At 57.9% G+C, this 21,745-nt stretch carries 23 protein-coding genes; 5 read left to right on the top strand and 18 right to left on the bottom strand.

Features of this window, described 5'->3' with window-relative positions:
- Positions 1–35: 35 nt before the first annotated feature.
- The 16 genes from FMN52_RS16415 to FMN52_RS16340 all read right to left on the bottom strand — a co-directional run bounded on the left by FMN52_RS16415 (position 36) and on the right by FMN52_RS16340 (position 16,872).
- A complete protein-coding gene (locus FMN52_RS16415) occupies positions 36–545 on the bottom strand; it encodes a flagellar basal body-associated FliL family protein (protein WP_148609628.1) in 510 nt (169 codons plus the stop codon).
- 165 nt (positions 546–710) lie between these two features.
- Positions 711–1,901: a flagellar hook-length control protein FliK gene (locus tag FMN52_RS16410; RefSeq protein WP_148609627.1), complete on the bottom strand. Its 1,191-nt coding sequence runs from the start codon at positions 1,899–1,901 to the stop codon at positions 711–713.
- 152 nt (positions 1,902–2,053) lie between these two features.
- The gene (locus FMN52_RS16405; protein WP_148609626.1) at positions 2,054–2,401 is read right to left on the bottom strand and encodes an Hpt domain-containing protein; all 348 of its coding nucleotides are present in this window, start codon (positions 2,399–2,401) and stop codon (positions 2,054–2,056) included.
- A complete protein-coding gene (locus FMN52_RS16400) occupies positions 2,391–4,151 on the bottom strand; it encodes a fused response regulator/phosphatase (RefSeq protein WP_148609625.1) in 1,761 nt (586 codons plus the stop codon). Before FMN52_RS16400 ends, FMN52_RS16405 begins: the two co-directional genes overlap by 11 nt.
- A gap of 24 nt (positions 4,152–4,175) precedes the next feature.
- Positions 4,176–4,481 (bottom strand): STAS domain-containing protein, encoded by a 306-nt coding sequence (locus tag FMN52_RS16395; RefSeq protein ID WP_148609624.1) that lies wholly within the window; start codon positions 4,479–4,481, stop codon positions 4,176–4,178.
- 123 nt (positions 4,482–4,604) lie between these two features.
- Positions 4,605–5,048 (bottom strand): flagellar export protein FliJ, encoded by a 444-nt coding sequence (fliJ, locus tag FMN52_RS16390; RefSeq protein WP_148609623.1) that lies wholly within the window; start codon positions 5,046–5,048, stop codon positions 4,605–4,607.
- On the bottom strand, positions 5,048–6,442 hold the full coding sequence (gene fliI / locus FMN52_RS16385; RefSeq protein ID WP_148609622.1) for a flagellar protein export ATPase FliI: 1,395 nt from the start codon (positions 6,440–6,442) through the stop codon (positions 5,048–5,050). The genes fliJ and fliI overlap by 1 nt, the downstream gene beginning before the upstream one ends.
- Positions 6,423–7,316, bottom strand: coding sequence for a flagellar assembly protein FliH (locus FMN52_RS16380; protein WP_148609621.1), 894 nt, complete (start codon positions 7,314–7,316; stop codon positions 6,423–6,425). The genes fliI and FMN52_RS16380 overlap by 20 nt, the downstream gene beginning before the upstream one ends.
- Positions 7,316–8,359, bottom strand: coding sequence for a flagellar motor switch protein FliG (gene fliG / locus FMN52_RS16375; RefSeq protein ID WP_148609620.1), 1,044 nt, complete (start codon positions 8,357–8,359; stop codon positions 7,316–7,318). The genes FMN52_RS16380 and fliG overlap by 1 nt, the downstream gene beginning before the upstream one ends.
- Positions 8,352–10,061, bottom strand: a complete 1,710-nt coding sequence (fliF, locus tag FMN52_RS16370) for a flagellar basal-body MS-ring/collar protein FliF (protein ID WP_148609619.1) — start codon at positions 10,059–10,061, stop codon at positions 8,352–8,354. Before fliF ends, fliG begins: the two co-directional genes overlap by 8 nt.
- 15 nt (positions 10,062–10,076) lie before the next feature.
- Entirely contained in the window at positions 10,077–10,445 is a 369-nt protein-coding gene (fliE, locus tag FMN52_RS16365; RefSeq protein ID WP_008173058.1) for a flagellar hook-basal body complex protein FliE, read from the bottom strand.
- A 251-nt stretch (positions 10,446–10,696) separates the two neighbouring features.
- Positions 10,697–12,163: a sigma-54 dependent transcriptional regulator gene (locus FMN52_RS16360; RefSeq protein ID WP_148609618.1), complete on the bottom strand. Its 1,467-nt coding sequence runs from the start codon at positions 12,161–12,163 to the stop codon at positions 10,697–10,699.
- A 12-nt stretch (positions 12,164–12,175) separates the two neighbouring features.
- Positions 12,176–13,414 (bottom strand): ATP-binding protein, encoded by a 1,239-nt coding sequence (locus FMN52_RS16355; protein WP_148609617.1) that lies wholly within the window; start codon positions 13,412–13,414, stop codon positions 12,176–12,178.
- Positions 13,415–13,644: 230 nt separating this feature from the next.
- Positions 13,645–15,096 (bottom strand): sigma-54 dependent transcriptional regulator, encoded by a 1,452-nt coding sequence (locus FMN52_RS16350; protein ID WP_148609616.1) that lies wholly within the window; start codon positions 15,094–15,096, stop codon positions 13,645–13,647.
- 70 nt (positions 15,097–15,166) lie between these two features.
- The gene (locus FMN52_RS16345) at positions 15,167–15,496 is read right to left on the bottom strand and encodes an SOS cell division inhibitor (protein WP_148609615.1); all 330 of its coding nucleotides are present in this window, start codon (positions 15,494–15,496) and stop codon (positions 15,167–15,169) included.
- A gap of 17 nt (positions 15,497–15,513) precedes the next feature.
- Complete coding sequence (locus tag FMN52_RS16340; RefSeq protein WP_148609614.1) at positions 15,514–16,872, bottom strand: DUF1329 domain-containing protein; 1,359 nt, start codon at positions 16,870–16,872, stop codon at positions 15,514–15,516.
- Positions 16,873–17,096: 224 nt separating this feature from the next.
- Between FMN52_RS16340 and FMN52_RS16335 the strand changes: the two genes are divergently transcribed.
- Together FMN52_RS16335 and FMN52_RS16330 are read left to right on the top strand one after the other, a co-directional pair.
- On the top strand, positions 17,097–17,609 hold the full coding sequence (locus tag FMN52_RS16335; RefSeq protein ID WP_148609613.1) for a DUF6586 family protein: 513 nt from the start codon (positions 17,097–17,099) through the stop codon (positions 17,607–17,609).
- Positions 17,610–17,660: 51 nt separating this feature from the next.
- Positions 17,661–17,921 (top strand): hypothetical protein, encoded by a 261-nt coding sequence (locus FMN52_RS16330; RefSeq protein WP_008177453.1) that lies wholly within the window; start codon positions 17,661–17,663, stop codon positions 17,919–17,921.
- A gap of 4 nt (positions 17,922–17,925) precedes the next feature.
- Here FMN52_RS16330 and FMN52_RS16325 read toward each other — a convergent pair whose 3' ends face one another.
- Together FMN52_RS16325 and lexA are read right to left on the bottom strand one after the other, a co-directional pair.
- Positions 17,926–18,417 carry a SulA-like leucine-rich domain-containing protein gene (locus FMN52_RS16325; RefSeq protein ID WP_148609612.1) on the bottom strand — a complete coding sequence of 164 codons (492 nt, stop codon included), beginning with the start codon at positions 18,415–18,417 and terminating at the stop codon, positions 17,926–17,928.
- Positions 18,418–18,458: 41 nt separating this feature from the next.
- Entirely contained in the window at positions 18,459–19,070 is a 612-nt protein-coding gene (gene lexA, locus FMN52_RS16320) for a transcriptional repressor LexA (protein WP_008177448.1), read from the bottom strand.
- A 210-nt stretch (positions 19,071–19,280) separates the two neighbouring features.
- Between lexA and FMN52_RS16315 the strand changes: the two genes are divergently transcribed.
- The 3 genes from FMN52_RS16315 to FMN52_RS16305 are packed head-to-tail and all read left to right on the top strand — an operon-like array spanning position 19,281 to position 21,745.
- Positions 19,281–20,282, top strand: a complete 1,002-nt coding sequence (locus FMN52_RS16315) for an amidoligase family protein (protein WP_148609611.1) — start codon at positions 19,281–19,283, stop codon at positions 20,280–20,282.
- Positions 20,275–21,009 carry a type 1 glutamine amidotransferase gene (locus tag FMN52_RS16310; protein ID WP_148609610.1) on the top strand — a complete coding sequence of 245 codons (735 nt, stop codon included), beginning with the start codon at positions 20,275–20,277 and terminating at the stop codon, positions 21,007–21,009. The genes FMN52_RS16315 and FMN52_RS16310 overlap by 8 nt, the downstream gene beginning before the upstream one ends.
- Before the next feature lie 31 nt (positions 21,010–21,040).
- Positions 21,041–21,745, top strand: coding sequence for an SIMPL domain-containing protein (locus FMN52_RS16305; protein ID WP_148609609.1), 705 nt, complete (start codon positions 21,041–21,043; stop codon positions 21,743–21,745).

Here is a 21,745-nt window from a genome sequence, read left to right as displayed (position 1 = left end):
CGTAGTCCTGCCCGTGAAGTACCTTGGCCCGTGCGCTATTGCACGACAAAATTTCTGAATAACACCCGTTTAATGGCGGGCTCACCTTCCTGCTCCAGCACCTGATTGACCGTCGTCAGCATCCGGTCGGCCAGGCCGCTCCGCCCCTCGGGCGTCTGCAGTTTATTGAAATCGCTACTCCCAAGGACCGTTACCAACTGGCTTCGAATCAGAGGCATATGCAGCTTGGCCCCTTCAAGTGCCTGCAAATCTGTTGCCTCCAGGGCCAGATGGGCCTGCGCATAGCGCTGGCGGCCTTCCGCCTGAACCGTGGTAACGATGGCTTTATTGATCTGGTAATAGCTACTGGGAATGAAGGTTTCCTCTGCAACAGCCTCCGCGTCACCCTCTTCGTCACCCATCCCCGGCAAGCCATCGCCGAGGAACCACAGGGTACCCACCACAGAAAGCACGATTGCCAGAATGACCACCACGACCAGCATGATGATCAGCTTCAGTTTCCCCTTCTTGGCAGGAGCCGCTTCAGATTCGTTATTTTCAGCCATAATGTTCGCTTTGCCAGAAATCCGTCACAGGGAGCAATTTTCCGTGACCTTTCAGGATTGGATGCAAAGGGCGGGCCAGAACACCCAACCTTCCCGTTCAGAACAGCAGTTTAGCGTTGCCGGGAAGGATGGGCAAAAGAGATTGGAGGAGAATAACGAAGGGTGTCAGGCGAAGATGTCTACTTCGCCTTTCCAACTCAGATCAAGGCTGCCAGAGCTGGCACTTTCATCGTCCTGATCGCCTGCGACGAGCGACGTCGAATCCGCACCGGAGCCATCGTGGTCTCCGGCTCCCTGCTCGCCGGTCTGCTGCCGGGGCGAATCAGACACATCGAAACCAGCCAGGGACAGCCCCTGCTCACCGAGCATATCCCGAAGCCGGTGGGAGTGCAGTTCCAGCTGATCCCGGACCACCGGATTCGCGGAATGGACAGTAATGTTCGCCTGCTCATTCTGCACCCGAACCTTAACCTCCATGGGCCCCATATCCGGCGGCGTCAGGTGGATTTCTGCAACCGACATGTTGCGCGCGGTCAGCCAGCTGAGCTTGCCCACCAGTTTGTCACCCCACTCTGCATGGCCAACCGGCACATCAATGGACGTTGCATAACCCCGCAACGGAGCAGCATTCTCGGCCGTCAGTTTCGCTGCCCCATTGGCATTATTGGCCGCTTGCTGGGACACCAGGTCCATGGCCGACTGAAAGCGGCCAGAATTGATCAACGAGCCGGAATCCGCATTGCGGCCCGTGTCGGTGAGCACTGAGGCTTTCATGGCATCTGTCAGTGTGGCATCGCCGGAGACACCGCCGGACAGGGACTGAGCTTTCTGGCCCGGGGCCCCTGAGAGAAGGCCACTGAACAACCCGGCAACGGGATTGGTTTGGCCCGAACCACCGGTCGCAGCGTTGGCGCCGGCGCCCGGCACTGTAGCTGAGATGACGGCCTCACCGGGACCTCCGGCTTTTGAATTAAACCAGGACTGCAACTCGACAAAGGTGAGCGGAAGCGCCGTCGGTTCTGATTTGCCTTCGCCAGCAACAGCGGCCTCGCCCGCTTCCCGTGGTTCAGCATCCGTGGAAGCGTCAGCTTTATCGCCACCCTTTGGATCTGCGTTCGCGTTTGCTTCCGTTTTCGAATCTGAAGAAGTGTCCCGGGCAGCCCGGGATTCATCGGCAGATCTGGCCTCGGCGTTCCGGTCCGCCTTCTGGCGATCGAGCCGCTTTTGCTCCGCCTGGGAGACAGATTCAAAATCGTTTTTCCTGTCAGCCGGATCCCGGCTGGTTCCGGACTTGGACGGGCCGGGATCTTTCTGCGTCCCGGGCGCGGGGGTTTGGGGAAGAACCATCTGGGCCATGGCAACCTCTTGCCGCTTTTTTCGCATTGTCGCCCTAGCCTTGCCGGACTCGGCCGGTGCTTGGGCAGTTATCAACTCTATGCGAAAGACAAAGCAATTGTGATGCCAGAGAACGGCAGCTCTGTCTGGAGAAAGACCTGGGTTGGCGAAAATTATCGAACCAGCAATCCGTCCAGGCGCTCAATCACCTGCTCGAATTCCCGGTCGATGTCATCCAGCAAACCCGGCGCATCTTCCAAACGGGACTCTTTTCCGGCCATCTCGGCCTTCAGGCAGATTTGGCCAAGCCTTGGGGCACCGATATTGATGCAACTGCCCTTGAAGCTGTGGGCTGTCTTGGCAAATGCGTCGCTGTCCTCTGCCTTCAGCGCTTCCCGCAGCCCACGGATCCTTTCCCGGGAATCTGCAAGATAGGTCTGTATCAGCACTTCGAATTCATCTTCCATGACGTCTCGAAGCTCAGCCAGTGCCTCCTCGTCAAGGTGTGGTTTATCGGTCATCTCGATTCTCCGCTGTTCGGGCGAACTGCCAATCATAGGCAATTTCAACATGGTTGCCCTGTTCATGAAACCTGATGGTCTCAGCCAGACGTTTCAAGAGCAGCAGGCCCCGACCTGCATAACGCCCGCTGGTCGTCGGGGAAATGCCAGCGGCCACACTGGGGTGGTTGTGGAAATCAAACCCCCGACCACTGTCCTCACAAACAACACGAAGCCGACCTCCATCCGGTTTCAAGGAATGATGCAGTGTAAACCGGATGTAATGCCCCTCCACGTTGGCCAGGCGCCGATTGCGCTCGGCATAATAACGGCCAAAGCCCTCCGGGGAGTGCTTCCATTCCGACGGCAGTTCCAGCACACCGTGTTCAAGTGCGTTGTTGTAGAGTTCCGCCAGCAAGGTGTAGATTTCGCCACTCTTCCGGCGAAGCCCCGGCACTTCCATGCAGATGTGAAGCAGCAGAGGCAAGGGACTGAACTCTCCAAGGGTACGTTCCCGGATTTCGTAGGTGCAACGCCATTCCGCCGGCCCAGCAAGGGCAGAGGGCACTGCGTGGTCCGGCAGGGTGGCGAGACCGGCCTCGTACACCATTTCAAGGGAGCACAGCGTCAGATCGTCGCCACCTTCAAAGTGCCCGGTAAACCGGTGAACCGCGGACATCATGGCATCGAATGGGTGGTCACTGACATCCAACCGATCAAGCGTTGCTGTCACGCCCTGCTCGCCGAAGACGTTGCCAGCACTGTCGGAAGATTCCAGAAAGCCGTCGGTCATCATCAACACCCGATCACCCGGGGCAGCGCCAACCCTCTCGAATTCGGCATTGAACTGGTCAGGCGGGAGGATACCGAGCGGCAAGTGCCGCGATGGCAATGCCAGGCGCTCCCCCGAGGGCCGGATCAGCCAGCCATCCGGAAGACCACCGTTCCAGATTTGCACCTGATTGAGTTTGAAATCCGCCTCGATCATGGCGCCGCAGCAGAACATGCCTGTGGGCAGAATCCGTTTGAGTTTCTGGTTGATCTCCCGCAACACGTCCTGGCCGTTAAAGCCCTTGTTCGCCATTCCGTAGAAGATCTCGGCGACCGGCATGGCACCAATGGCGGCCGGCAGTCCGTGGCCGGTGAAATCCCCCACGAAGATCAGCATCCCGCCCGCCGGTCGGGGCGAGGCAAACAGTACATCACCATTGAAAATGGACTGCGGCGAGGCGTGATACCGAATGTTGGCGGCGTCCAGGCAACCGGAGTGTGCCACGTTATCGAATACCCGCTTTGCGATTTCCTGCTCTTCGGTCAATTGGCGATTCCGCTCCCGAATCAAGTCTCGCTGATCGGACAGAGCCTGGTGCATCAGCCGCATGCGGTTGAACGCCTTGATCTTCGCTTCGATAATTATTCGGTTATAGGGTTTGCCCAGAAAGTCGTCACCACCAGCCTCCAGGCAACGGGCCAGAGCGCCCGCTTCAGACAGGGAGGTCAGGAAGATCAGAGGGACCAGACGCTCGCCGGCCAGAAACTTGATCTGACGGGCGGCCTCCATGCCATCCATTACCGGCATCAGTGCATCAAGCAGCACCAGATCCGGGGCTTCCCTCTGGAATACCGAGACCGCATCAAGTCCATTGGCGACATCCAGGACTTCGTGTCCCAGGCGTTTCAGGAGTGTTTTGAGGATAAGGCGGTCGCTGTCAGAATCGTCAGCGATGAGTATTCTGAGGGGGCTGTTATATTCTGCAACGGAATCATCCATGACTACTCCGGCAGTCCGCGAATATCAGCGGATGTTGAACAGTTGCTCGAAATTGGAGATGGAAAGAATGCGCCGGACATCGTTATTGCAGTTTTCTATCACAATACGGGCGCTGTCGCCCCCTGCGTAATCCCTGAGCAACAACAACATGCCCAGGGCCGAGCTGTCCAGATAGGTAGTTTCAGACAGATCCACAAGGTAATTCCGGATGTCCGGATCACCGTGCTCGTAGGCATCACGGAAGGCCTGATGGGTGCTGAAATCAAAACGCCCCTGAATCCTGATAACAAGGGTCTGACCGTCATCATCGCGGCGCGTCTGAATCGGCATTCCAAAAACCTCCCAAGGGATCAAGAGCAGCATTCAACCGGCGTTCTCCACCAGCCCTTCTTCGGGTAAGGATAGCTGAGTGGTCTGATTTTGCATCCGTATTTGCTTGATGTGGAGCAAGATTCAGCGTCGACGGACGTTAAAGGCCCGCCCGGCAGCTTCGTCCGAGAGTTTCTGTTCTCGGAGATCCTGTTCTTTCTGCTCCTGTTGCCGGCAGGTTTCGATGTACTTTTCCATGCCGCGCCGACGCTCCCAGGCCTGCTGCCATTCCTGCTTACGCGCCTCGAAGACCTTTTCGGCCTGCTCCAGTTGTTTCTGCTGCTGCCGGATCACCTGATCCAGCTGCCCGATAAAGGCCTGCCAGGCCTGGAGCCGAGACACCTGTACCACGCCTTGCTGGCTGTTGCGGATCTGGTCCCGGTATTCCTGCTGATAGCGATTCAGGTTCTGCACCTGTTCACGCTGCTCTTCAGCCAGTTTTCGGGCCTCACCCATTCGCTCCAGGGCTTCCTGCTCCTTGCGCTGCTCAAGAGAGAGAACCACTTCCAGCCGCCGGGATCGAAGCATCAGGCATCACCTCCGCCGCCAGCAGCCGGATTCGGCACCGCCGACTTGCGCCGATCAGGTGAACGTCGCTCCGGAACCACCGCCAACAACTGCTCCACGCTTTCTTTTAGCGGTGCGCTCTCATTAAGCCCCTGCTGCAAAAACTGGCGCATATTACCAATGTGAGTGATCGCGAAATCAGTCTCGGGGTCGGAGCCCTTTACGTAGGCGCCCACGGAAATCAGATCCCGGGCCTGCTGGTACCGCGAATACACCTGCTTGAACCGCTGGGCCCTGGAAAAGTGCTCCGTCTCGGTGACCTGGGGCATCACCCGGCTGATGGAAGCTTCCACATCAATGGCCGGGTAGTGGCCCTCTTCCGCGAGACGGCGAGACAGAACGATATGGCCATCCAGAATCGCCCGGGCGGCATCGGCGATCGGATCCTGCTGGTCGTCACCTTCGGTAAGGACGGTGTAGAAGGCGGTGATCGAGCCTCCCCCGGGGCGGCCGTTGCCAGTACGCTCCACCAACTGGGGCAGTTTGGCGAACACCGAGGGCGGGTAGCCTTTGGTCGCCGGCGGCTCACCAACAGCTAGGGCAATCTCCCGCTGGGCCTGGGCATAACGGGTCAGGGAATCCATCAACAGAAGCACCCGTTTGCCCTGGTCCCGATAATACTCGGCAATACGGGTGGTCAGCATGGCGGCGCGCAGCCGCATCAAGGGCGAGTCGTCGGCCGGCGCGGCCACCACCACCGAGCGGGAAAGACCCTCCTCACCCAGTATGTCTTCGATAAACTCTTTTACCTCACGCCCCCGTTCACCAATAAGGCCCACCACTGTTATGTCGGCATCGGTGAAGCGGGTCATCATGCCCAGCAGCATACTCTTGCCCACGCCACTGCCGGCAAACAGGCCAAGACGCTGGCCCTGGCCGACGGTCATCAGCGCGTTGATCGCCCGGATACCAACGTCCATGGACTGTCGCACCGGTGCACGATTCAGGGGGTTGATAATATCGCCGGTAAGAGCAACACGGGCTTCGGCCTGCAGGGGCCCTTTTCCGTCGAGGGGCTCACCACTGCCATCCACCACCCGGCCGAGCAACTGGGGGCCCACCGGAACGCGGCTGGCGGCAGACAGGGGCACGACCCTGGCACCGGGTTTGAGCCCCTCAATCGCAGTGAGCGGCATCAGGTAAACCTTGTCGTCCTCGAAGCCCACCACCTCCGCTTCAACGTTGCCGGCGTTCTGACCAAAGATTACGCAGCGATCACCGACGACCATGGGACAACCCACACATTCCAGGGTCAGGCCCACCATGCGGGTCAATCGTCCGGAGAGTTCAGGTTCAGGTTCGTTGCCCAGGAAACCCTGAAAGCGATTAAGGCGATCAGCGAGGCTCGAGGTCATCACCGTCACCTTCATTTTGCGTCGGCTTCGGGTCGTCTGCGGATTCCTCGGACTCCTGGACATCCAGCACATCACGATGGAAACCGGTCAGATCCTCCATAATGGAATCCAGCTCCTCGGTTTCTCCGCCCTCACTGTCGTTCATCTGCTGATCCAGCATGCTCTGCACAGCCCGCTGGAAGCGTTTCTCGACCGTGAAATCCACCAGACTGTGGCGGGTTTCCACCTTGCAGCCACCGGGCAGGATACTGTTGTCTTCGATGACGGAAGCAGTCGCTTCCAGCCGGGCGGTGACCTCGCGAACCATCTCACAGTCTTCGGGATGAATGTGGATGCGGATGTTCTCGGCCGTCGAGGGTAAAGCCTCCATAGCGCGTCGAACCACATGGCGAATCTGGGACGAATCGATGGTGAGTTCGCGGTAGACTACTGCCCGTGCAAGCACCGTGGTCAGGTTGACCAACGAGGTTTCAAGCTCGTCCTCGTGGCGCCGGATCGGTAGCAGCAGTTCACCCAGCAAGTGTTCGAGACGGTCCAGTTTTGTGTCGATTTCCTTGCGGGTGTCGTCGTAGCCCTGGGTTTTCCCCTTCTCCCTGCCCTCTGTCAGGCCTGTTTCCAGCCCCTCCCGGTGCCCGTCTTCCTTCCCGGCTTTAAGGCCGTCCTCGTAACCCTGATCACGTCCTTCTTTAAAACCGTCTTCACGGGCCGCCTGACGGATCTCGTCAATGTCGGCTGCCGTCAGGGGTTTGACCTCGCGCTCTTCTTCCCGGGCCACTTCGTTGCCGCGGGCGTCCAGTAAGGGCAGCTCCCAGCGCTCGTAGGCGGTCAGCTGCTCCTTGGGAATCCGGTTGACGTCTCGGGTGGAATCTTTCATTACATCATTTCTTCGCCGGCACCGCCGAGGGAGATTTCGCCAGCCTCGGCCATACGGCGTGCGATGGTGATAATGTCTTTCTGGGCCGATTCAACCTCGCTGACCTTGACCGGCCCCTTGGCCTCAAGATCATCCTGCAGCAATTCAGCCGCACGCTTGGACATGTTCTTGAAGATCTTGTTCTGAACGTCCTCGTCGGCACCCTTCAGGGCCACCACCAGAACTTCCGAGGAAACTTCCCGCAACAGCGCCTGGATACCGCGATCGTCCACCTCCTTGAGGTTATCGAACACGAACATCAGATCCTCAATCGTGCTGGCAAGATCCGGATCCATATCCTTGATGGAATCCATCAGATTGCCCTCTATGCTCCGATCCATGAAGTTCATGATATCCGCTGCCCGTTTGACACCGCCAATGCGGCTGGTCTGGGAGGCAGCACCGCCGGAAAACTGTTTCTCCAGAATATCATTGAGCTCCTGCAAGGCCTGGGGCTGGATGCTCTCCAGTGACGCCACCCGCATCATGACGTCAAGGCGAACTTTTTCATCCAGGGTGCCAAGAATTTCTGCGGCCTGATCCGGGTCCAGATAAGAAATAACAATGGCCTGGATCTGCGGGTGCTCGTAGCGAATGATGTCGCCGACAGCCCTGGGTTCCATCCATTTGAGGGTATCAAGGCCGGTGGTATTGCCGCCAATCAGGATGCGATCGATCAGACTGGATGCCTTATCGTCGCCGAGGGCCTGGGTCAGCATCGTCCGAATGTACTCATCATTACCCACACCCAGACCGGTCTGGCCACCCACGGCATCAACAAACTGATTCAGCACATAGGTGACTTCGTCCTTGCTGACGTCCTTCATCTGGGCCATGGCCACGCCCACACGCTGAACCTCCTTGGGACCCATGTGCTTAAGAATTTCAGCCGCGTCCGCCTCGCCCAGTGACATCAGCAGAATCGCAGCCTGCTCCACACGCGGAATTTTACGCTGCGGCTTCTGGGGCTCATTGCCACCCTGTTGATTGGCTTGCTCAGTCATCGACATTCACCCACTGGCGCATTACCTGTGCGACCCGCGCAGGGTCTTCGGCAATCAGACCTTTCAACGCGTTCAGCTGCCTATCATAACCGTCTGTGGCACCCGGCAAAAGCAGATCATCCTGAGATGACATGGCCTTGCGCAGGTCCTCTCCGCCCTCGATATCGTCAAGGCCACCATATCCGCCGCCACTTCCGGAACCGGAATCCAGACCGCGCTCCCGCTGACCACCGCCAGACAGGCTCTTGAGCGTTGGGCGCAGCAGCCCGAGCACCAGCACCAGAATAACCAGGCCTGCCAGTACCTGCTTCATCAGGTCCCAGAACCACGGCTGTTCCCAGAAAGCCGGGGCCTCAAACTCAACGGTTTCTTCCGGCGCAAATGCGGTGTTCATTACCGTAACACTGTCACCCCTGGCGGCAGAGTATCCCACCGCGTCCCGCACCAACATGCTGAGACGTTGGAGCTCCTGCTCCGGCCAAGGCTCGTAGCTGACCTCACCCGTCTGGGGATCCACCACTTTCATATCATCCACCGCCAGAGCCACCGTCACCCGTTTGACTCTTCCGAGCTCCTGGCGCCTGTAGCTGACCGTGCGATCCATTTCGTAGTTTCGCGTGGACTCGCGGCGCACATTCACAGGCGCGGGGGCGGCCTCTTCGCCATCGCCACCGGCAGCCTGCTCGGGCACCGTTGCATCGGCCGGAGGCTGGTTCGCCAGTGCGCCGGGAATACCGCCCTGGGCACCGGCGCCACGCTGCTCTGTAAGCTCACGCTCGCTGCGCACCGCCTGTTGTTCCGGGTTAAACAATTCCTCTGCCTGCTCCACCGAGGAGAAATCCAGATCGGCTGAGACTTCGGCACGATAGCGTCCATCACCCACGATAGGTCCGATCAGAGAGGCCACGCGACGTGTCAGGCGCTCCTCAACTTTGGCGGTGTATTCATACTGGTCCGCCATCTGGTCAGCATTGCTCTGACTCTCCTTGCCGGTCAGCAGATTACCGTTCTGGTCGACAACGGTGACGTGTTCCTTGCTCATCATGGGAACGCTGCCGGCAACCAGGTTCACAATGGCGTTAATCTGTTCCTGCTCGGGTCGGCGACCAGCAAAGACCTCTAGAAAGACCGAGGCAGACGGGTCACGGGCATCACGTACAAACACGGAGCGTTCCGGGATTGCCAGGTGCACGCGGGCATTGCGGACACCTCGCATGCTGGCAACGGTGCGCGCCAGCTCACCCTCAAGTCCGCGGCGGTAAGAAATGGTTTCCATGAACTGGGAGGTACCAAGACCGCGCTCCTGGTCCAGCAACTCGTAACCCATGGTTTTACGATCCGTGACCCCCTCTGCAGCCAGTTTCAGGCGGGCGTCGTAGACCTGATCGGAGGGCACCAGCAACGCGCCGGTGCGAGGATCCATCTTGTATTCGATACCGCTGCTGTCGAGGATGCTGGTGACGTCCTGCGGATTGTAGGAAGACAGATCGCCGACCACCGGCTGGTAGTTCGGCTCCTGGGCCCAGAGTACGACTGCCAGGCCCAGCGCCACACTGGCGGCAAGCCCCACCATCAAACCAATCTGGCGCAGCAGGTTGAGCCGGTTAAACCCCATGAACAGGTCGCTGCGACTCTCTGGCGAGTCGCCCTCGCGGGCCGCCGGCATGTTGGAGGCGTTGGTTTCTGCAGGTACGCTGGCCATGACTCTGCTCCGTTATCAGATCGGCATGTTCATAATGTCTTCGTAGGCCCGAACCACCCGGTTACGTACCTGGGTCAGCGCTTCGAAGGAGACAGAGGATTTCTGGGCGGCAATCATCACGCGGGTGATGTCCACGTTCGGATCGCCCATATCGTATGCGGTTCGCAGATCCCCCGCGGTTTTCTGGAGGTCGTTCACGTTGTTCACGGCATTGCTCAGCATGTCATTGAAGCTGGGCGTTTCCTGGGTTTCCTGAACCTGCCGGGGGCCGTCTATACGGCCACGAACCGATTGATCCTGCTCGACCCGCTGGTTCTGCATCATCTGGGAACGCAGGGACCGGATATCGGACAAAACACTGTTGATGTCGGCACGCTGAACCATAACTTTCTCCTGGCTCCGCCCTCCCAGGGACGGAATTGCTCTTGGGCTGCTGTTAGTCCCAATAAAGCAATTGACAGGCCAAGTAGATTATAGCGCTTAATATCAGTGAGTTATGAACTTAAAGTCTGATCCAGTAAAAATCCCTGACGGACTTTTGACAAGAGGCGGAGTGCGCGCCCGGGCACTGGAAACGAGAGATAAAAAAACGGCACCCCAAGGGGTGCCAATGAAGGAGTTCGTCTTGCAGTGGGTCAGACCAAGGCCATTTCGGCGTCCAGATCGATTCCGGCATCACGCATCTGGGCCAGCTTGTACCTGAGTGTCCGGGGACTGATCCCCAACTGCTCTGCGGCCCGATTGCGACGTCCACGCTCTTTCCGGAGTGTCTGAATAATGATACGGAATTCCTGCTGCCTCAGATCATCTCCCAGCGAAACCGCGCCCTCCGGCTCGTCACTGTGCAACTGAGAAGGTACGTCCAGGGGGGAAAAGCCAGAGTCTGAAATATCCGGCTCGCCCGCTGCTGTGTTGGCAACGGTCTCGGGTTGCGAAACCGGCGCCGCGCTGCGAAGGTCCGGCCGGCCGGTGATGCCCAGTTCCAGACACAGATCGCCAGAGTGAATGACATTTCCCTGGTGCAGCACCAGCGCTCGCTGGATGGCATTGTCCAGCTCCCGCACATTACCCGGCCATTGATGATTCATAAGCGCACTTTTTGCGTCCCGGGCAAAGGTAATCCCGGTCAGCTTCATTTTTCGGCAATGCTTTTTAAGCAGCGAAGTAGCCAGTGGCATGATATCCAGTGGGCGCTCCCGAAGCGGCTGCCAGTGCATCGGAAACACCGTCAGCCGGTAGTATAGGTCTTCGCGGAATTTGCCTTCGCGAACGTAATCCGCCAGATCCCGATTAGTGGTCGCCACCACCCGGACATCCAGGCTGATGGTCTTGCGCCCGCCAACCCGCTCAACTTCTCGCTCCTGCAGAACCCGTAACAGCTTGGACTGAAGCCCCAGATCCATCTCCGAAATCTCATCCAGAAGAATGGTACCGCCGTTGGCCTGCTCGAATTTGCCTGGCGAAGAGGCAACGGCACCGGTAAAGGCTCCTTTCTCATGACCAAACAGAATAGCTTCCAGCATGTTTTCGGGAATCGCCGCACAGTTGATGGCCACAAACGCCTGATCCGCCCGGGGAGATTGCTGGTGAATAAATCGGGCAAGGACTTCCTTGCCGGTTCCGCTCTCTCCGGAAATCATAACTGTGGAGTCGCTGCCGGCCACTTTGGTCGCCAGCTGGAACATCCGCTTGCTGATAGGATCTTCTGCCACCGGCTCATCGCTGGCTTTTTCGCGCCCGCCCCCGACAACCTTGCTGACAGCATCCACCAGAAACCTTGGCTCGAAGGGCTTCACAAGGTAATCAATGGCCCCAGCCTGCATAGCAGACACTGCATCGCTGATCTGGCCATAGGCCGTGATCAGCATCATCGGCAGCCCCGGATACAGCCGCTGCACTTCAGCCAGCAGTTGGTGCCCGGACAGCCCCGGCATGTTGACATCGCTGACCACCATATCCACCGGAGACTCTGCCAGTCGCTCAAGTGCCTCGCTGGCATTGGAGGCTTCCCGTACCCGGAATTTCGCAAGTTCAAGGGTGGTTACCAGCGCTTCTCGCAGGTCATGGTCGTCCTCAACAATCAGAATCTGGGCCTTTGCCATGATTACCTCCGGTCAGTCTCTGTTTCGTAATTGCGGTAGACGCAGGGTAGCTACCGCACCGCCTTGCTCTGGCGATTCGATGGAAAACCGTCCCTGATGCGCCTTGATGACGGCTTGCACCACCGCAAGGCCGAGCCCCGTACCATGGGACTTGGTCGTGTAAAAAGCTTCTGTTAACCGGGCCGCGGCCGAAGACGCAAAGCCGGGCCCATTGTCCAGAACGCGGATGACCAATTCACCGGCTTCTTCGTCTACCCGGACGGCAACATGAGTAGCGCCGGCCTCAAGGCTGTTATTCACCAGATTGGTGCAGGCGCCAACGAGCGCATCCCGGTTACACATCAACCGGCAGTCGCTGGAAATTTCGTTCTGGAGTCTGACTTGTGCGCCGGGAGCCAACTTCAGACCTTCGACCGCCGAAGCCAGTGCCGAAACCAGCTTGCCGGCAGACAGCTCCTCTGCCAGCCGGGTTTCGCCCCGGGCGAAGATCAGCATATCGCGCACCTGCTGCTCCAGATGAGTCAGGCGAGACATCAAACGCGAAGCACAGCGCTGACGCATTTCTTCATCAAGGTCTTCCTGGCTCAGATGCCCACCATAGAGAATGGCCGCGGACAGGGGCGTGCGAATCTGATGCGCAAGGGACGCGACCATCTTGCCCATGGCAGACAGACGCTGGGCATGCGCCAGCTGCGCCTGGAGATGCCGGGTTTCGGTGAGGTCGGTGAGCAGGATCAACTGGCCGGGCTGGTTTTCCATGGTCCGGATCTCAATACTGACCCTGCGGCCATCTTTCAGAGATACTTCGTGACCATCGTCCCGCCTGGGCGCGAAACAGCGATGGATGACATCAACCCAGCGCGCGCCGTCCAAGGGTTCGCCCAGAAGTGAAATGGCAGCGGGGTTGGTCTGCGTCACCACGCCCTGGCTATCCAGAACCACGACGCCGGCAGGCAGGGCATTCAGCAAGGTAGACAGGCGGTCCGCCAGCTGTTCTTTTTCTTCCAGCTCCTGCTGACGCTGAAGCGATTCCTGGTTCAGCTCACCGGAAAGTTGGTTGACCCGCGATTCAAGGGTTCGGTAGGAATCGGTAATCTGTCGCGACATCCGGTTGAACAGTTCCAGGGCGGAATCCACTGCCTCATCGTCCTGCTCCGGAAACAGGGCCGTAACCTTGTCGTTTACATCCGCCGCCGCATTGGCTTTCGCGCTGCCCGCGTCGGACTGAAGAACAAATTGTGCCTGACTCATAACCTGACTCCCCGATCGGCCCGTTGGTTCGGACCCAATAGTTCGGATACTTCGTTTGCAGGTTCTTAAGCCAGCACCGTGCCAACTTGTTTTTTTCGTTATATTTCAGTTGGAAAGCGAATTCAGAAAGAGAGGGATGACAAATTTACGGCGGTCAGAAACGGAAACGGCGCCTCAGGTTACGAACCTTTGACGCCGTTTCATTCGTTCAGGAAACCGGACTATCGAGTTCAGGATTCCTCGGATTCCTCTTCCCGCAGCCCGTACTTGCGAACTTTCTCTACCAGGGTAGTACGACGGATCCGTAGCTTCTCGGCAGCCCGGGCCACCACGCCGCCGGCTTCGTCGAGTGCCTGCTGGATAAGCTGTTTCTCAAGGTTGGAGAGGTAATCCTTCAGGTCAATACCGTTCACCGGCAACAACGCCGGGGCATCCAGACCCACCAGCCCTGGAATACCGGAAGGCATCCCGGTGTCCTCAACCGGACGATTCTCATCATAGTCATCAACGTAGCGGAATTTTTTGGGCAACTCCTGTACGCCAATCACGCTGTAGGGATGCATGATCGACAGGCGTTCGACCAGATTGGCCAATTCACGCACGTTGCCGGGCCAGTCATGGCGACACAGACTCATGATCGCCGCCGAGTTCATCCGCAGCGAGCCGCGCTTCTCTTTTTCCATCCGGGAAATGAGCTCGTTGATCAGCAGGGGAATGTCTTCCACCCGATCACGCAACGCCGGCATCTCGATCGGGAACACATTCAGGCGGTAATACAGATCTTCCCGAAAGTCGCCAGACTCTATCATGTCTTCCAGATGCTTGTGGGTAGCGGCGATTACCCGCACATCCGCCGACTGTGTGCGATTGCTGCCCACCCGCTCGAAGGTGCGTTCCTGAAGAACCCGGAGAATCTTCACCTGCATGTTGAGCGGCATGTCGCCGATCTCATCAAGAAACAGGGTTCCACCCTCGGCCAGCTCGAAGCGCCCTACCCGAGCCGTGATAGCACCGGTAAAGGCACCTTTTTCATGGCCGAACAGTTCGCTTTCCAGCAGTTCCGCCGGAATGGCGCCACAATTAACCGGCACAAACGGTTTCTCCCGTCGGGAAGAGTGGTAATGCAGGTTGCGGGCAACGACTTCCTTGCCGGTACCGGATTCACCAGTGATCAGAACGCTTACGTCCTTATCGGCAACCTGTTCCATCAATTGGCGTACCTGATGGACCTTCCGACTGGTTCCCACAAGGCTGCGAAAGAGCTGAAGTCCGCGCTGCTGGCCACGCTCGCGGGAGCGGCTAAACTGATCCCGGTAGATCTGGGCACGGTAGAGCGAGTCAACAAACTTGGTGTAATTCAGTGGCCATTCTATGCGAGCAATAATGCGGGCGCCGGCCTCATCGGACAGGCCCTTGAGTTCGGGGTGTCCAACAACCAGAAACGGAACGCCCTGAACTGCATTGCAAACAGTCCCAATGGCCTCGGTGACGCCGTCATCCTCGCCGTTCACCACCGCGACCGCGATATCTGAAAGGCTTTCCTCGTCGCCGCTGTTCAAAAGTGCCCTGGCTTCATCGCCGGCGAGGACCTGCTCCTCACCAATGAACTCAAGAATGGTGACTATGTCCCGCAATCTTGAATCATCCTCGCTCAGCACCAGCACTTTGTTATTTTTAGACATTCAACCGAATCTCTTGAGGGATTTGTGCGGTATTTAAGACTGTAAGGACGGCAGAGTCAATTTTATGACGCTATTTTGGTCGATTCGACAAGACGTTCTGATAGGCCTTTGCCGCGCTCCGATTCCGGTTTACCCCCTTGAGGCCCTCTTCCGCTTCCTGGCGGGCAATGCGGGCGGAATCATCTGCTGCGTCAATAAACTGCTGCAACTCCTGCAAGCGGAGTCTCACTGGCTCCGCCTCCACTTTTCCCGATTCCAGGGCAACCATCACAGGCTCGACTGCTGGCTTCACCTGCTCGTTGAGGCGGCCCATCGCTTCCCAGTCTTTGTCTGCGAGGGCGCGACCAAGATCGGCGATCAACTGATCGAGGTGATCAAGGTGAACTTGCGGGTCTGCCATGTCGGTCTCCTTGGAAATCAGCGGCGAGCGGCGCGACGGGCGGCAGAGGCGGTAAATTCGCTGCCCCGGAACCCGGGGTCGAAATCGTACGCCGGGAAACCATCATCAAGCCCATCAACATAATAACGCTCCGCCTTCAGGTCGTAGGTCATTTCCATGGTAGTCCAGAACACCGGCTCACTGTAATAGCTAATGTTGTGGGCTTCGGACACACGCCACAGTTTCCCGTCCGCATCGTATCCCTCAGAAGCCAGAATCTGCCAGCTGTCCTCGTCCACATAGAAAACGCGACGGTCGTAAATATGGCTGATGCCCGTCCGACGCTTTGCTTCGACCACCCACACTCGATGCAGCTCATAACGGGTCAGTTCCTGATTGATGTGGCCCGGACGAATCACATCATCGGCCTCCACCTCCGTCCCGTGCAGCTTGTAGGCGTTGTAAGGTACGAACAGCTCTCGCTTGCCTTTCAGCTCCCAGTCGTACTGGTTTGGCGCGCCGTTGTACATATCCTTCTGGTCAACCGAACGCAGTGACGATGAATTCGGCAAATCGGTCTCGTAGGCCAGGTTGGGCGACCTGCGAAGCCGGCGGGAACCGGAATCATAGCGCCAGGCAAGGCGCGGCGACCGGACCTGGTCCAGGGTCTCGTGTACCAGCGTGATGGTCCCGGCCAGCGACGAAGGCGCAATGGTGTCTGTCTTCAGGTAAAAAATCTTGTTGTCGATTTCCGCCAGCTCCGCCCCCTTCTGACTGTAGGCAAAGAAGTAGTCGTAATCATTGACCACAGGGTTGTAAGAACCATCCTTCTGGGGCGTTGCTGATGCACTCCGCAGGGAAATCTCTTCACCGCGGTAGCGAAGGATGTGGTTCCAGATGACCTCCAGGCCGTCTTTGGGGACAGGGAACGGACTGGTCATGATGGTGTCCCGGACACCATTCCCATTGTCCAGCAACTGCGCTGTGAGGGCATTCTCACGAAACTTGTCGTAGACATGCTCCGGGAACGCCGCCGTGCGGCGAGTCTGGTAAACAGGCATGAAAAAGTCAGGCCCATACTTTTCCAGCATGGCAATATGGCCATCGGAGAGCTTGTCCCGGTAAAGGTCAAGATTTTTGGACGTTATGACGAAGAGGGCCTCGTCTTCCGGAAACGGATCAATTTCAACCTGGCCCTTGCGCCATTCCTCCGGAGGCGTGGCGAGCCCCCCGGTCCACTCGGGTATGCTGCCTGACCGGTTGCCCGCCCTCTCGGCTCCAACCGGGGTGAGATCCTCACCCAGCCGCTCGGCTTCGGCGGTCGTGACTTTGGACAGAGCCTGTCCGGAAAAACCGAAAAAAACCGCGGCGATACCTGCAACGATGTGGCTTCGCATCCCTTACACCTCCAGAAATTCATGCTGTTGGGCAGCCGCAACGATCAGAACTCGCACAGCCGGGGGCCTTTGTGCCAAATTCAAACGGTCGTTTCAAGTGATTGTTTGTATTTAATTGTGAAACCTGTCTGCACAGACAGTTGAAGAAATTCGCCACCGAAAATGGTACAGTGATCAATTAATTTTCCGGGGTTACACCCGCGCTGGGGGATTGAAGGTATTCCATGGCCTCGCAATGGCACTCGCTGGTTTCGCAAAAACTCTTTCTCGCCCGCACTCTGCTCGGGCAACTGGACCGGCCAACGGTCGAGGGTGAAGGGCAGTCCCCCAACGAAGCGGAACAGGCCTTGCGCCGGGAGGCAGCGATTCAAGGGGCGATTGAGCTGCTCCTCAGGTCCCGGAAATTATTGCTGGTGATGATTGCCAGGCTGTACCAGAGAAAATCCGAAGAACCTGCAACTCTGGGTGAACTGGCCTCTCTGATCGGACCGGAACCGAATGAAATAGGTCGGCTGAGAGAGCTTGAACAGCACTCGGGAAGCTGGTGGAACCACATGGAACAATTGGAACGGTCGCAGAGCCGACCACCGGCGACCAAAAAAACCGTCAGCGCGGAGAACATCATCGCGGTGTCCGCCGATTCCGGGCCGGATCGATCCGCGACGGCGTTGCTGAAAACACTGAATGCAGTCAAAAATTTTGCCGACGATCTGGAAGACCAGCACAGCGAGTGGTAAGCCACCCGAACAACCTGCTTTCCAGGTCGTATTAACTTGAAGGTTTATTGAATGTCACCATCGTTTTTTGAAATCGTGCAACTGACCAACGGCGATTACGCCCTGCGCCGCATTGATGATGACAGTGCGCCGCTGGTAAAAATCTCTTTCTCGGAAGAAGCCCGGGAAATGATGGAAGACCGTGATATGTCCGTCGCAAAAGCAATGATCGCCGCCGGCATTGAGGCTGTCGGCAATGTTGCCCACGATATCGACTGGGAAGATGACGAACTGGACGCCTCAGACGCCCAGCCCTCCTACACGCTCCACTGAACGACTAACGCTGCCTGAGAACAACCCCGTGGCTGCTGCCTTCGGCAGAGGCCTTTTGCAGGGATTCGAAAGCAGCGCGGCCCAGTTTACGGGTCCACATGACCACCGCATGACACGTACCCGCACTGAGGGCTCGCTCGGCCAGCTCCTGCGCAGGATAGTCTGGCGTTGAACGAAGCACCAGCAACTCCCCAGCCACGATCCCGTGCATTTTTTGCCACTTGCTGACCAATGCCTGAGGCGGGTCGATCCAAGCCAGCCAACGCTTTTCCTGGTTCAGTTGGGTCAGCATGGGCAACAGCAGCTGGAAATTTTCTACCTGGCCTTCCGGCAGAATAATTTCTGTTACGTTGCCCGAGACCTGAGCTTCGGTGGTTTCCGGAGAGCGTCGGGCGCGAATAACGGAGCGTCGCTCGCGGGCGGCGGTTGCCGGCACTGAACAGGACAGAGCATTGGGATTGTAGGCCAGATTCTGATTAAAGCTCATTTGTTCCATAATTCACCCGTTTTCAATCTATCTGAGGCTATCCGGACTGTTCAGTGCAGATCAGAGCGGCGGATAACACCGACACCCAGGCCTTCGATGAACAGTTCCTGTTCAGTGAGGTCCACTTCAATCGGCGCGAATTCTTCGTTCTCGGCAATAAGGTAGACTTTCGAGCCTTCCTTGCGGAAACGTTTCACCGTGACCTCATCGCCTACCCGAGCCACAACCACCTGGCCATTGTGAACATCCTGGGTGCTGTGCACTGCCAGCAAATCGCCATCAAGAATGCCGATGTCCTTCATACTCATGCCCCTAACCCGCAACAGGTAATCTGCCGATGGCGAGAAGAACTCAGGCTGAAGAGTACAGTGATCCTCAATATGCTCCTGGGCGAGGATCGGACTACCCGCAGCGACCTGGCCGATAACCGGTAACCCCAGATCCTCTTCTGCCTCAGGCAAACGAATACCGCGGCTGGCCCCCGGCACCATTTCAATGGCACCTTTCCGTGCCAGCGCCCGAAGATGTTCCTCTGCAGCATTGGCTGAGCGGAAACCCAGTTCCGCCGCGATTTCAGCGCGAGTTGGCGGATAGCCGGTCTCATCGACGTATCGGCGTATGATATCCAGTACCTGTGACTGCCTTGCTGTCAGCTTCATCAAGCTACTCCGCTAAATCGGGGCCGGCACCAACGTTTTCCTGTCGAAAAGGCCGTTCCGGATGCCCTGTTTTTTTATACAGTAAACTGACTATATACAGTGTTTTATCCAGTGTAAAGTCAGGCCCATGATTTTCCTGCATTCGCTTAACAATGATGATCGACAGCGGTGTGATATGGTTAGTGCACGAGTCCTCACGAATCAGGGAGTAGCATGACCCAAACCAGTGCCTGCAGGATGCCTGACATCCTAGAGACGAACGAAGGGAAAGAACGCCGCGTTGGCGTCGAGATCGAACTGTCTGGTCTGGGCTACGATGAACTGGTCACATTGGCCGCGAGACTGCTGGAAGGTACTCCTGTACTTCAGTCACGCTATGTGACAACGCTGCAGACAGCGCTGGGCGAGTTCACGGTGGAGCTTGATTCCGACCCGATCAAGGATCTCGATCTGGCCGATGAGCGTTTTCCGCAATCGATCCGGGAACTGGGGGGGCAGGCGATGGATGTGATTGACGCTGCTGCCGAGCGCATAGTGCCGCTGGAGATCATCAGCCCGCCCTTGGGTTTCTCCAGTCTGGAGGTAATTGAAACCCTCGTAGACAAACTGAGAAACGCCGGAGCCCTGGGCAGCCGGGACGCCATCTATTTCGCCTTCGGCCTGCAGTTGAATCCGGAACTTCCCGATCTCAGCCCGAAGACAATGGTGCGTTACTTTCAGGCGTTCGCGGCGCTCTACGACTGGCTCAAAAACCGTCATCAACTGGATGTCAGCCGCAAATTCACCACCTACATCGAACCCTGGCACGGGCGCTACACCGAGCTTTTGATGGAAGACAACTACCACCCGAACCTCGGCGAGCTGATGGAGGACTACCTGGAGTTCAATCCAACCCGCAACCGTGCGCTTGATCTGCTCCCGCTCTTTGCGCACCTGGACAGGGAACGCCTGGAACGCCACGTCAAGGATCCGAGAATCAAGAGTCGGCCCACCCTGCACTACCGGTTGCCGGATTGCGACATCGATAATCCCGATTGGCATTTTTCTACCGTGTGGAATGATTGGATCGTACTGGAGCAACTGGCCAACAACCCGGACGACCTGGCCGACATACGCCGGCTATTCCGGGAGCGGCGGAAACTCAACCTGCACAACCTGACCCACAGCTGGCAGGAAACCACCGACGACTGGTTGACCAAGAACGGGTATGTCTGAACAGTATCCCGAACAGGAGCTTGAGGTTCCCGGCCTGACCATCGGCATCAGCGGCCCCACCCGCAAAAGCCTGGCCCATCGTCTTATCAGCCTTGGCCTACGGCTTCACGGCGCCCGCACACACTACATTCGTCCCGGGTCACGGGTAGCCGTAGCGATGCTTGATGGCCTTGTGCTCTCGGGAGGCACTCATGTCCATCCCGAGCGCTATGGCCAGGAACCCCAGGTTACCGCAAACTATGATCGCAAACGGGATGCAACGGACCAGTCGCTCCTTGAGCAGGCTGAGGCCATCGGCATTCCCGTGCTCGGGATTTGCCGGGGCGCCCAGTTCATCAACGTTTTCCATGGCGGGTCCCTATGTCAGAACGTGACCCCTCTGAGGGTCAATACTCGGCATCGACCCCTGTTGCTGCCCCTGCAAACCGTCCGCCTGGTCACGCCAAGCCGGCTTGAACAAGCCATGCGCTCGCCGGTGATCGGCGCCAACCGTATTCACAGCCAGGCGATCAAACGTCTTGGCCGCAATCTTCGAGTGACCGCCCTCGACAATGATCTTTTCGTACAGGGCATTGAGAGTACCGGGCGCCAATGGCTGACTGGGATCCAGTGGCACCCGGAATACCTGTTCTACCATGGTGGGCACCGACGCATCTTTGGCCAGTTCGTAGATGCCGCCCGCCGATTCAAACTGGCCCGCCTGGAACCGGATTCCGGCGAGTCCTGACCAAACAATGGTTTCCAAAGGAGGAAATACCATGATCGGATGGAACCGCAAGCCCCGTTCAAACCGAAAGTCCCGTTTGCTTCTTACCCTGGCGCTCACCGTGCCGGCTATGGCAATAGCGGGCGAAGTGACGCTCACCGGCGAAGGCAGTGTCCGCTATGAGCCGGACAGCGCCAGGCTCCAGTTTACTGCCAGTGCAGAGCATGAACTTCCCCAGAAGGCCACCGAACGGGTGGCTGCTCTGATGGAGCAGTGGCGCGAGGGTATTACCGAGTACCGGGATCAGCTCAATGACTACGCAGATGCGTCGGTGAACCTTTACACCCGAACTCTGCCCGCATCGGAAAGGGACGAGGAGCCCCGCAAGCAGGCCGTCGCCTCCCAGACCATCAGCTTCAGCATCAGTGACCTTACTCTGCTCAATCCCCTGCTTCAGAAGGCCCAGGCTGTGGGCCTGGATTACCACCTCGGCCCTCACCAGTTCTTCCATTCGGATGAGACCGTTATGGAACAGGAAGCACTAGCCAGAGCCATCGCAGACGCCCAGGCCCGGTGCCGATTCGTGGCCAGTCAGCTCGACCAGACCTGCGGTGATGTGGTCACCATCAATATCAATGGCGGACACCGCCCGGTACCAATGATGATGGCGGAGGCCAAATCCATGTCGGATACGGTTTCAAGCGTGGGTGAGCGGGAAATCCAGGCCTCAGTGAGCGCCACCTTCGAGCTGGACTGA

The organism is Marinobacter sp. BW6 (assembly GCF_008107725.1).
GTDB lineage: Bacteria > Pseudomonadota > Gammaproteobacteria > Pseudomonadales > Oleiphilaceae > Marinobacter.
Note: the sequence above shows the minus strand (reverse complement) of the source record. Positions and strands in the feature narration are given on the sequence as shown.

What these genes read in the sequence shown, in the direction of transcription:
- FMN52_RS16415 (WP_148609628.1), bottom strand. Translation starts at nt 545, where the DNA reads ATGGCTGAAAATAACGAATCTGAAGCGGCTCCTGCCAAGAAGGGGAAA.
- FMN52_RS16410 (WP_148609627.1), bottom strand. Translation starts at nt 1,901, where the DNA reads ATGGCCCAGATGGTTCTTCCCCAAACCCCCGCGCCCGGGACGCAGAAA.
- FMN52_RS16405 (WP_148609626.1), bottom strand. Translation starts at nt 2,401, where the DNA reads ATGACCGATAAACCACACCTTGACGAGGAGGCACTGGCTGAGCTTCGA.
- FMN52_RS16400 (WP_148609625.1), bottom strand. Translation starts at nt 4,151, where the DNA reads ATGGATGATTCCGTTGCAGAATATAACAGCCCCCTCAGAATACTCATC.
- FMN52_RS16395 (WP_148609624.1), bottom strand. Translation starts at nt 4,481, where the DNA reads ATGCCGATTCAGACGCGCCGCGATGATGACGGTCAGACCCTTGTTATC.
- fliJ (WP_148609623.1), bottom strand. Translation starts at nt 5,048, where the DNA reads ATGCTTCGATCCCGGCGGCTGGAAGTGGTTCTCTCTCTTGAGCAGCGC.
- fliI (WP_148609622.1), bottom strand. Translation starts at nt 6,442, where the DNA reads ATGACCTCGAGCCTCGCTGATCGCCTTAATCGCTTTCAGGGTTTCCTG.
- FMN52_RS16380 (WP_148609621.1), bottom strand. Translation starts at nt 7,316, where the DNA reads ATGAAAGATTCCACCCGAGACGTCAACCGGATTCCCAAGGAGCAGCTG.
- fliG (WP_148609620.1), bottom strand. Translation starts at nt 8,359, where the DNA reads ATGACTGAGCAAGCCAATCAACAGGGTGGCAATGAGCCCCAGAAGCCG.
- fliF (WP_148609619.1), bottom strand. Translation starts at nt 10,061, where the DNA reads ATGGCCAGCGTACCTGCAGAAACCAACGCCTCCAACATGCCGGCGGCC.
- fliE (WP_008173058.1), bottom strand. Translation starts at nt 10,445, where the DNA reads ATGGTTCAGCGTGCCGACATCAACAGTGTTTTGTCCGATATCCGGTCC.
- FMN52_RS16360 (WP_148609618.1), bottom strand. Translation starts at nt 12,163, where the DNA reads ATGGCAAAGGCCCAGATTCTGATTGTTGAGGACGACCATGACCTGCGA.
- FMN52_RS16355 (WP_148609617.1), bottom strand. Translation starts at nt 13,414, where the DNA reads ATGAGTCAGGCACAATTTGTTCTTCAGTCCGACGCGGGCAGCGCGAAA.
- FMN52_RS16350 (WP_148609616.1), bottom strand. Translation starts at nt 15,096, where the DNA reads ATGTCTAAAAATAACAAAGTGCTGGTGCTGAGCGAGGATGATTCAAGA.
- FMN52_RS16345 (WP_148609615.1), bottom strand. Translation starts at nt 15,496, where the DNA reads ATGGCAGACCCGCAAGTTCACCTTGATCACCTCGATCAGTTGATCGCC.
- FMN52_RS16340 (WP_148609614.1), bottom strand. Translation starts at nt 16,872, where the DNA reads ATGCGAAGCCACATCGTTGCAGGTATCGCCGCGGTTTTTTTCGGTTTT.
- FMN52_RS16335 (WP_148609613.1), top strand. Translation starts at nt 17,097, where the DNA reads ATGGCCTCGCAATGGCACTCGCTGGTTTCGCAAAAACTCTTTCTCGCC.
- FMN52_RS16330 (WP_008177453.1), top strand. Translation starts at nt 17,661, where the DNA reads ATGTCACCATCGTTTTTTGAAATCGTGCAACTGACCAACGGCGATTAC.
- FMN52_RS16325 (WP_148609612.1), bottom strand. Translation starts at nt 18,417, where the DNA reads ATGGAACAAATGAGCTTTAATCAGAATCTGGCCTACAATCCCAATGCT.
- FMN52_RS16315 (WP_148609611.1), top strand. Translation starts at nt 19,281, where the DNA reads ATGACCCAAACCAGTGCCTGCAGGATGCCTGACATCCTAGAGACGAAC.
- FMN52_RS16310 (WP_148609610.1), top strand. Translation starts at nt 20,275, where the DNA reads ATGTCTGAACAGTATCCCGAACAGGAGCTTGAGGTTCCCGGCCTGACC.
- FMN52_RS16305 (WP_148609609.1), top strand. Translation starts at nt 21,041, where the DNA reads ATGATCGGATGGAACCGCAAGCCCCGTTCAAACCGAAAGTCCCGTTTG.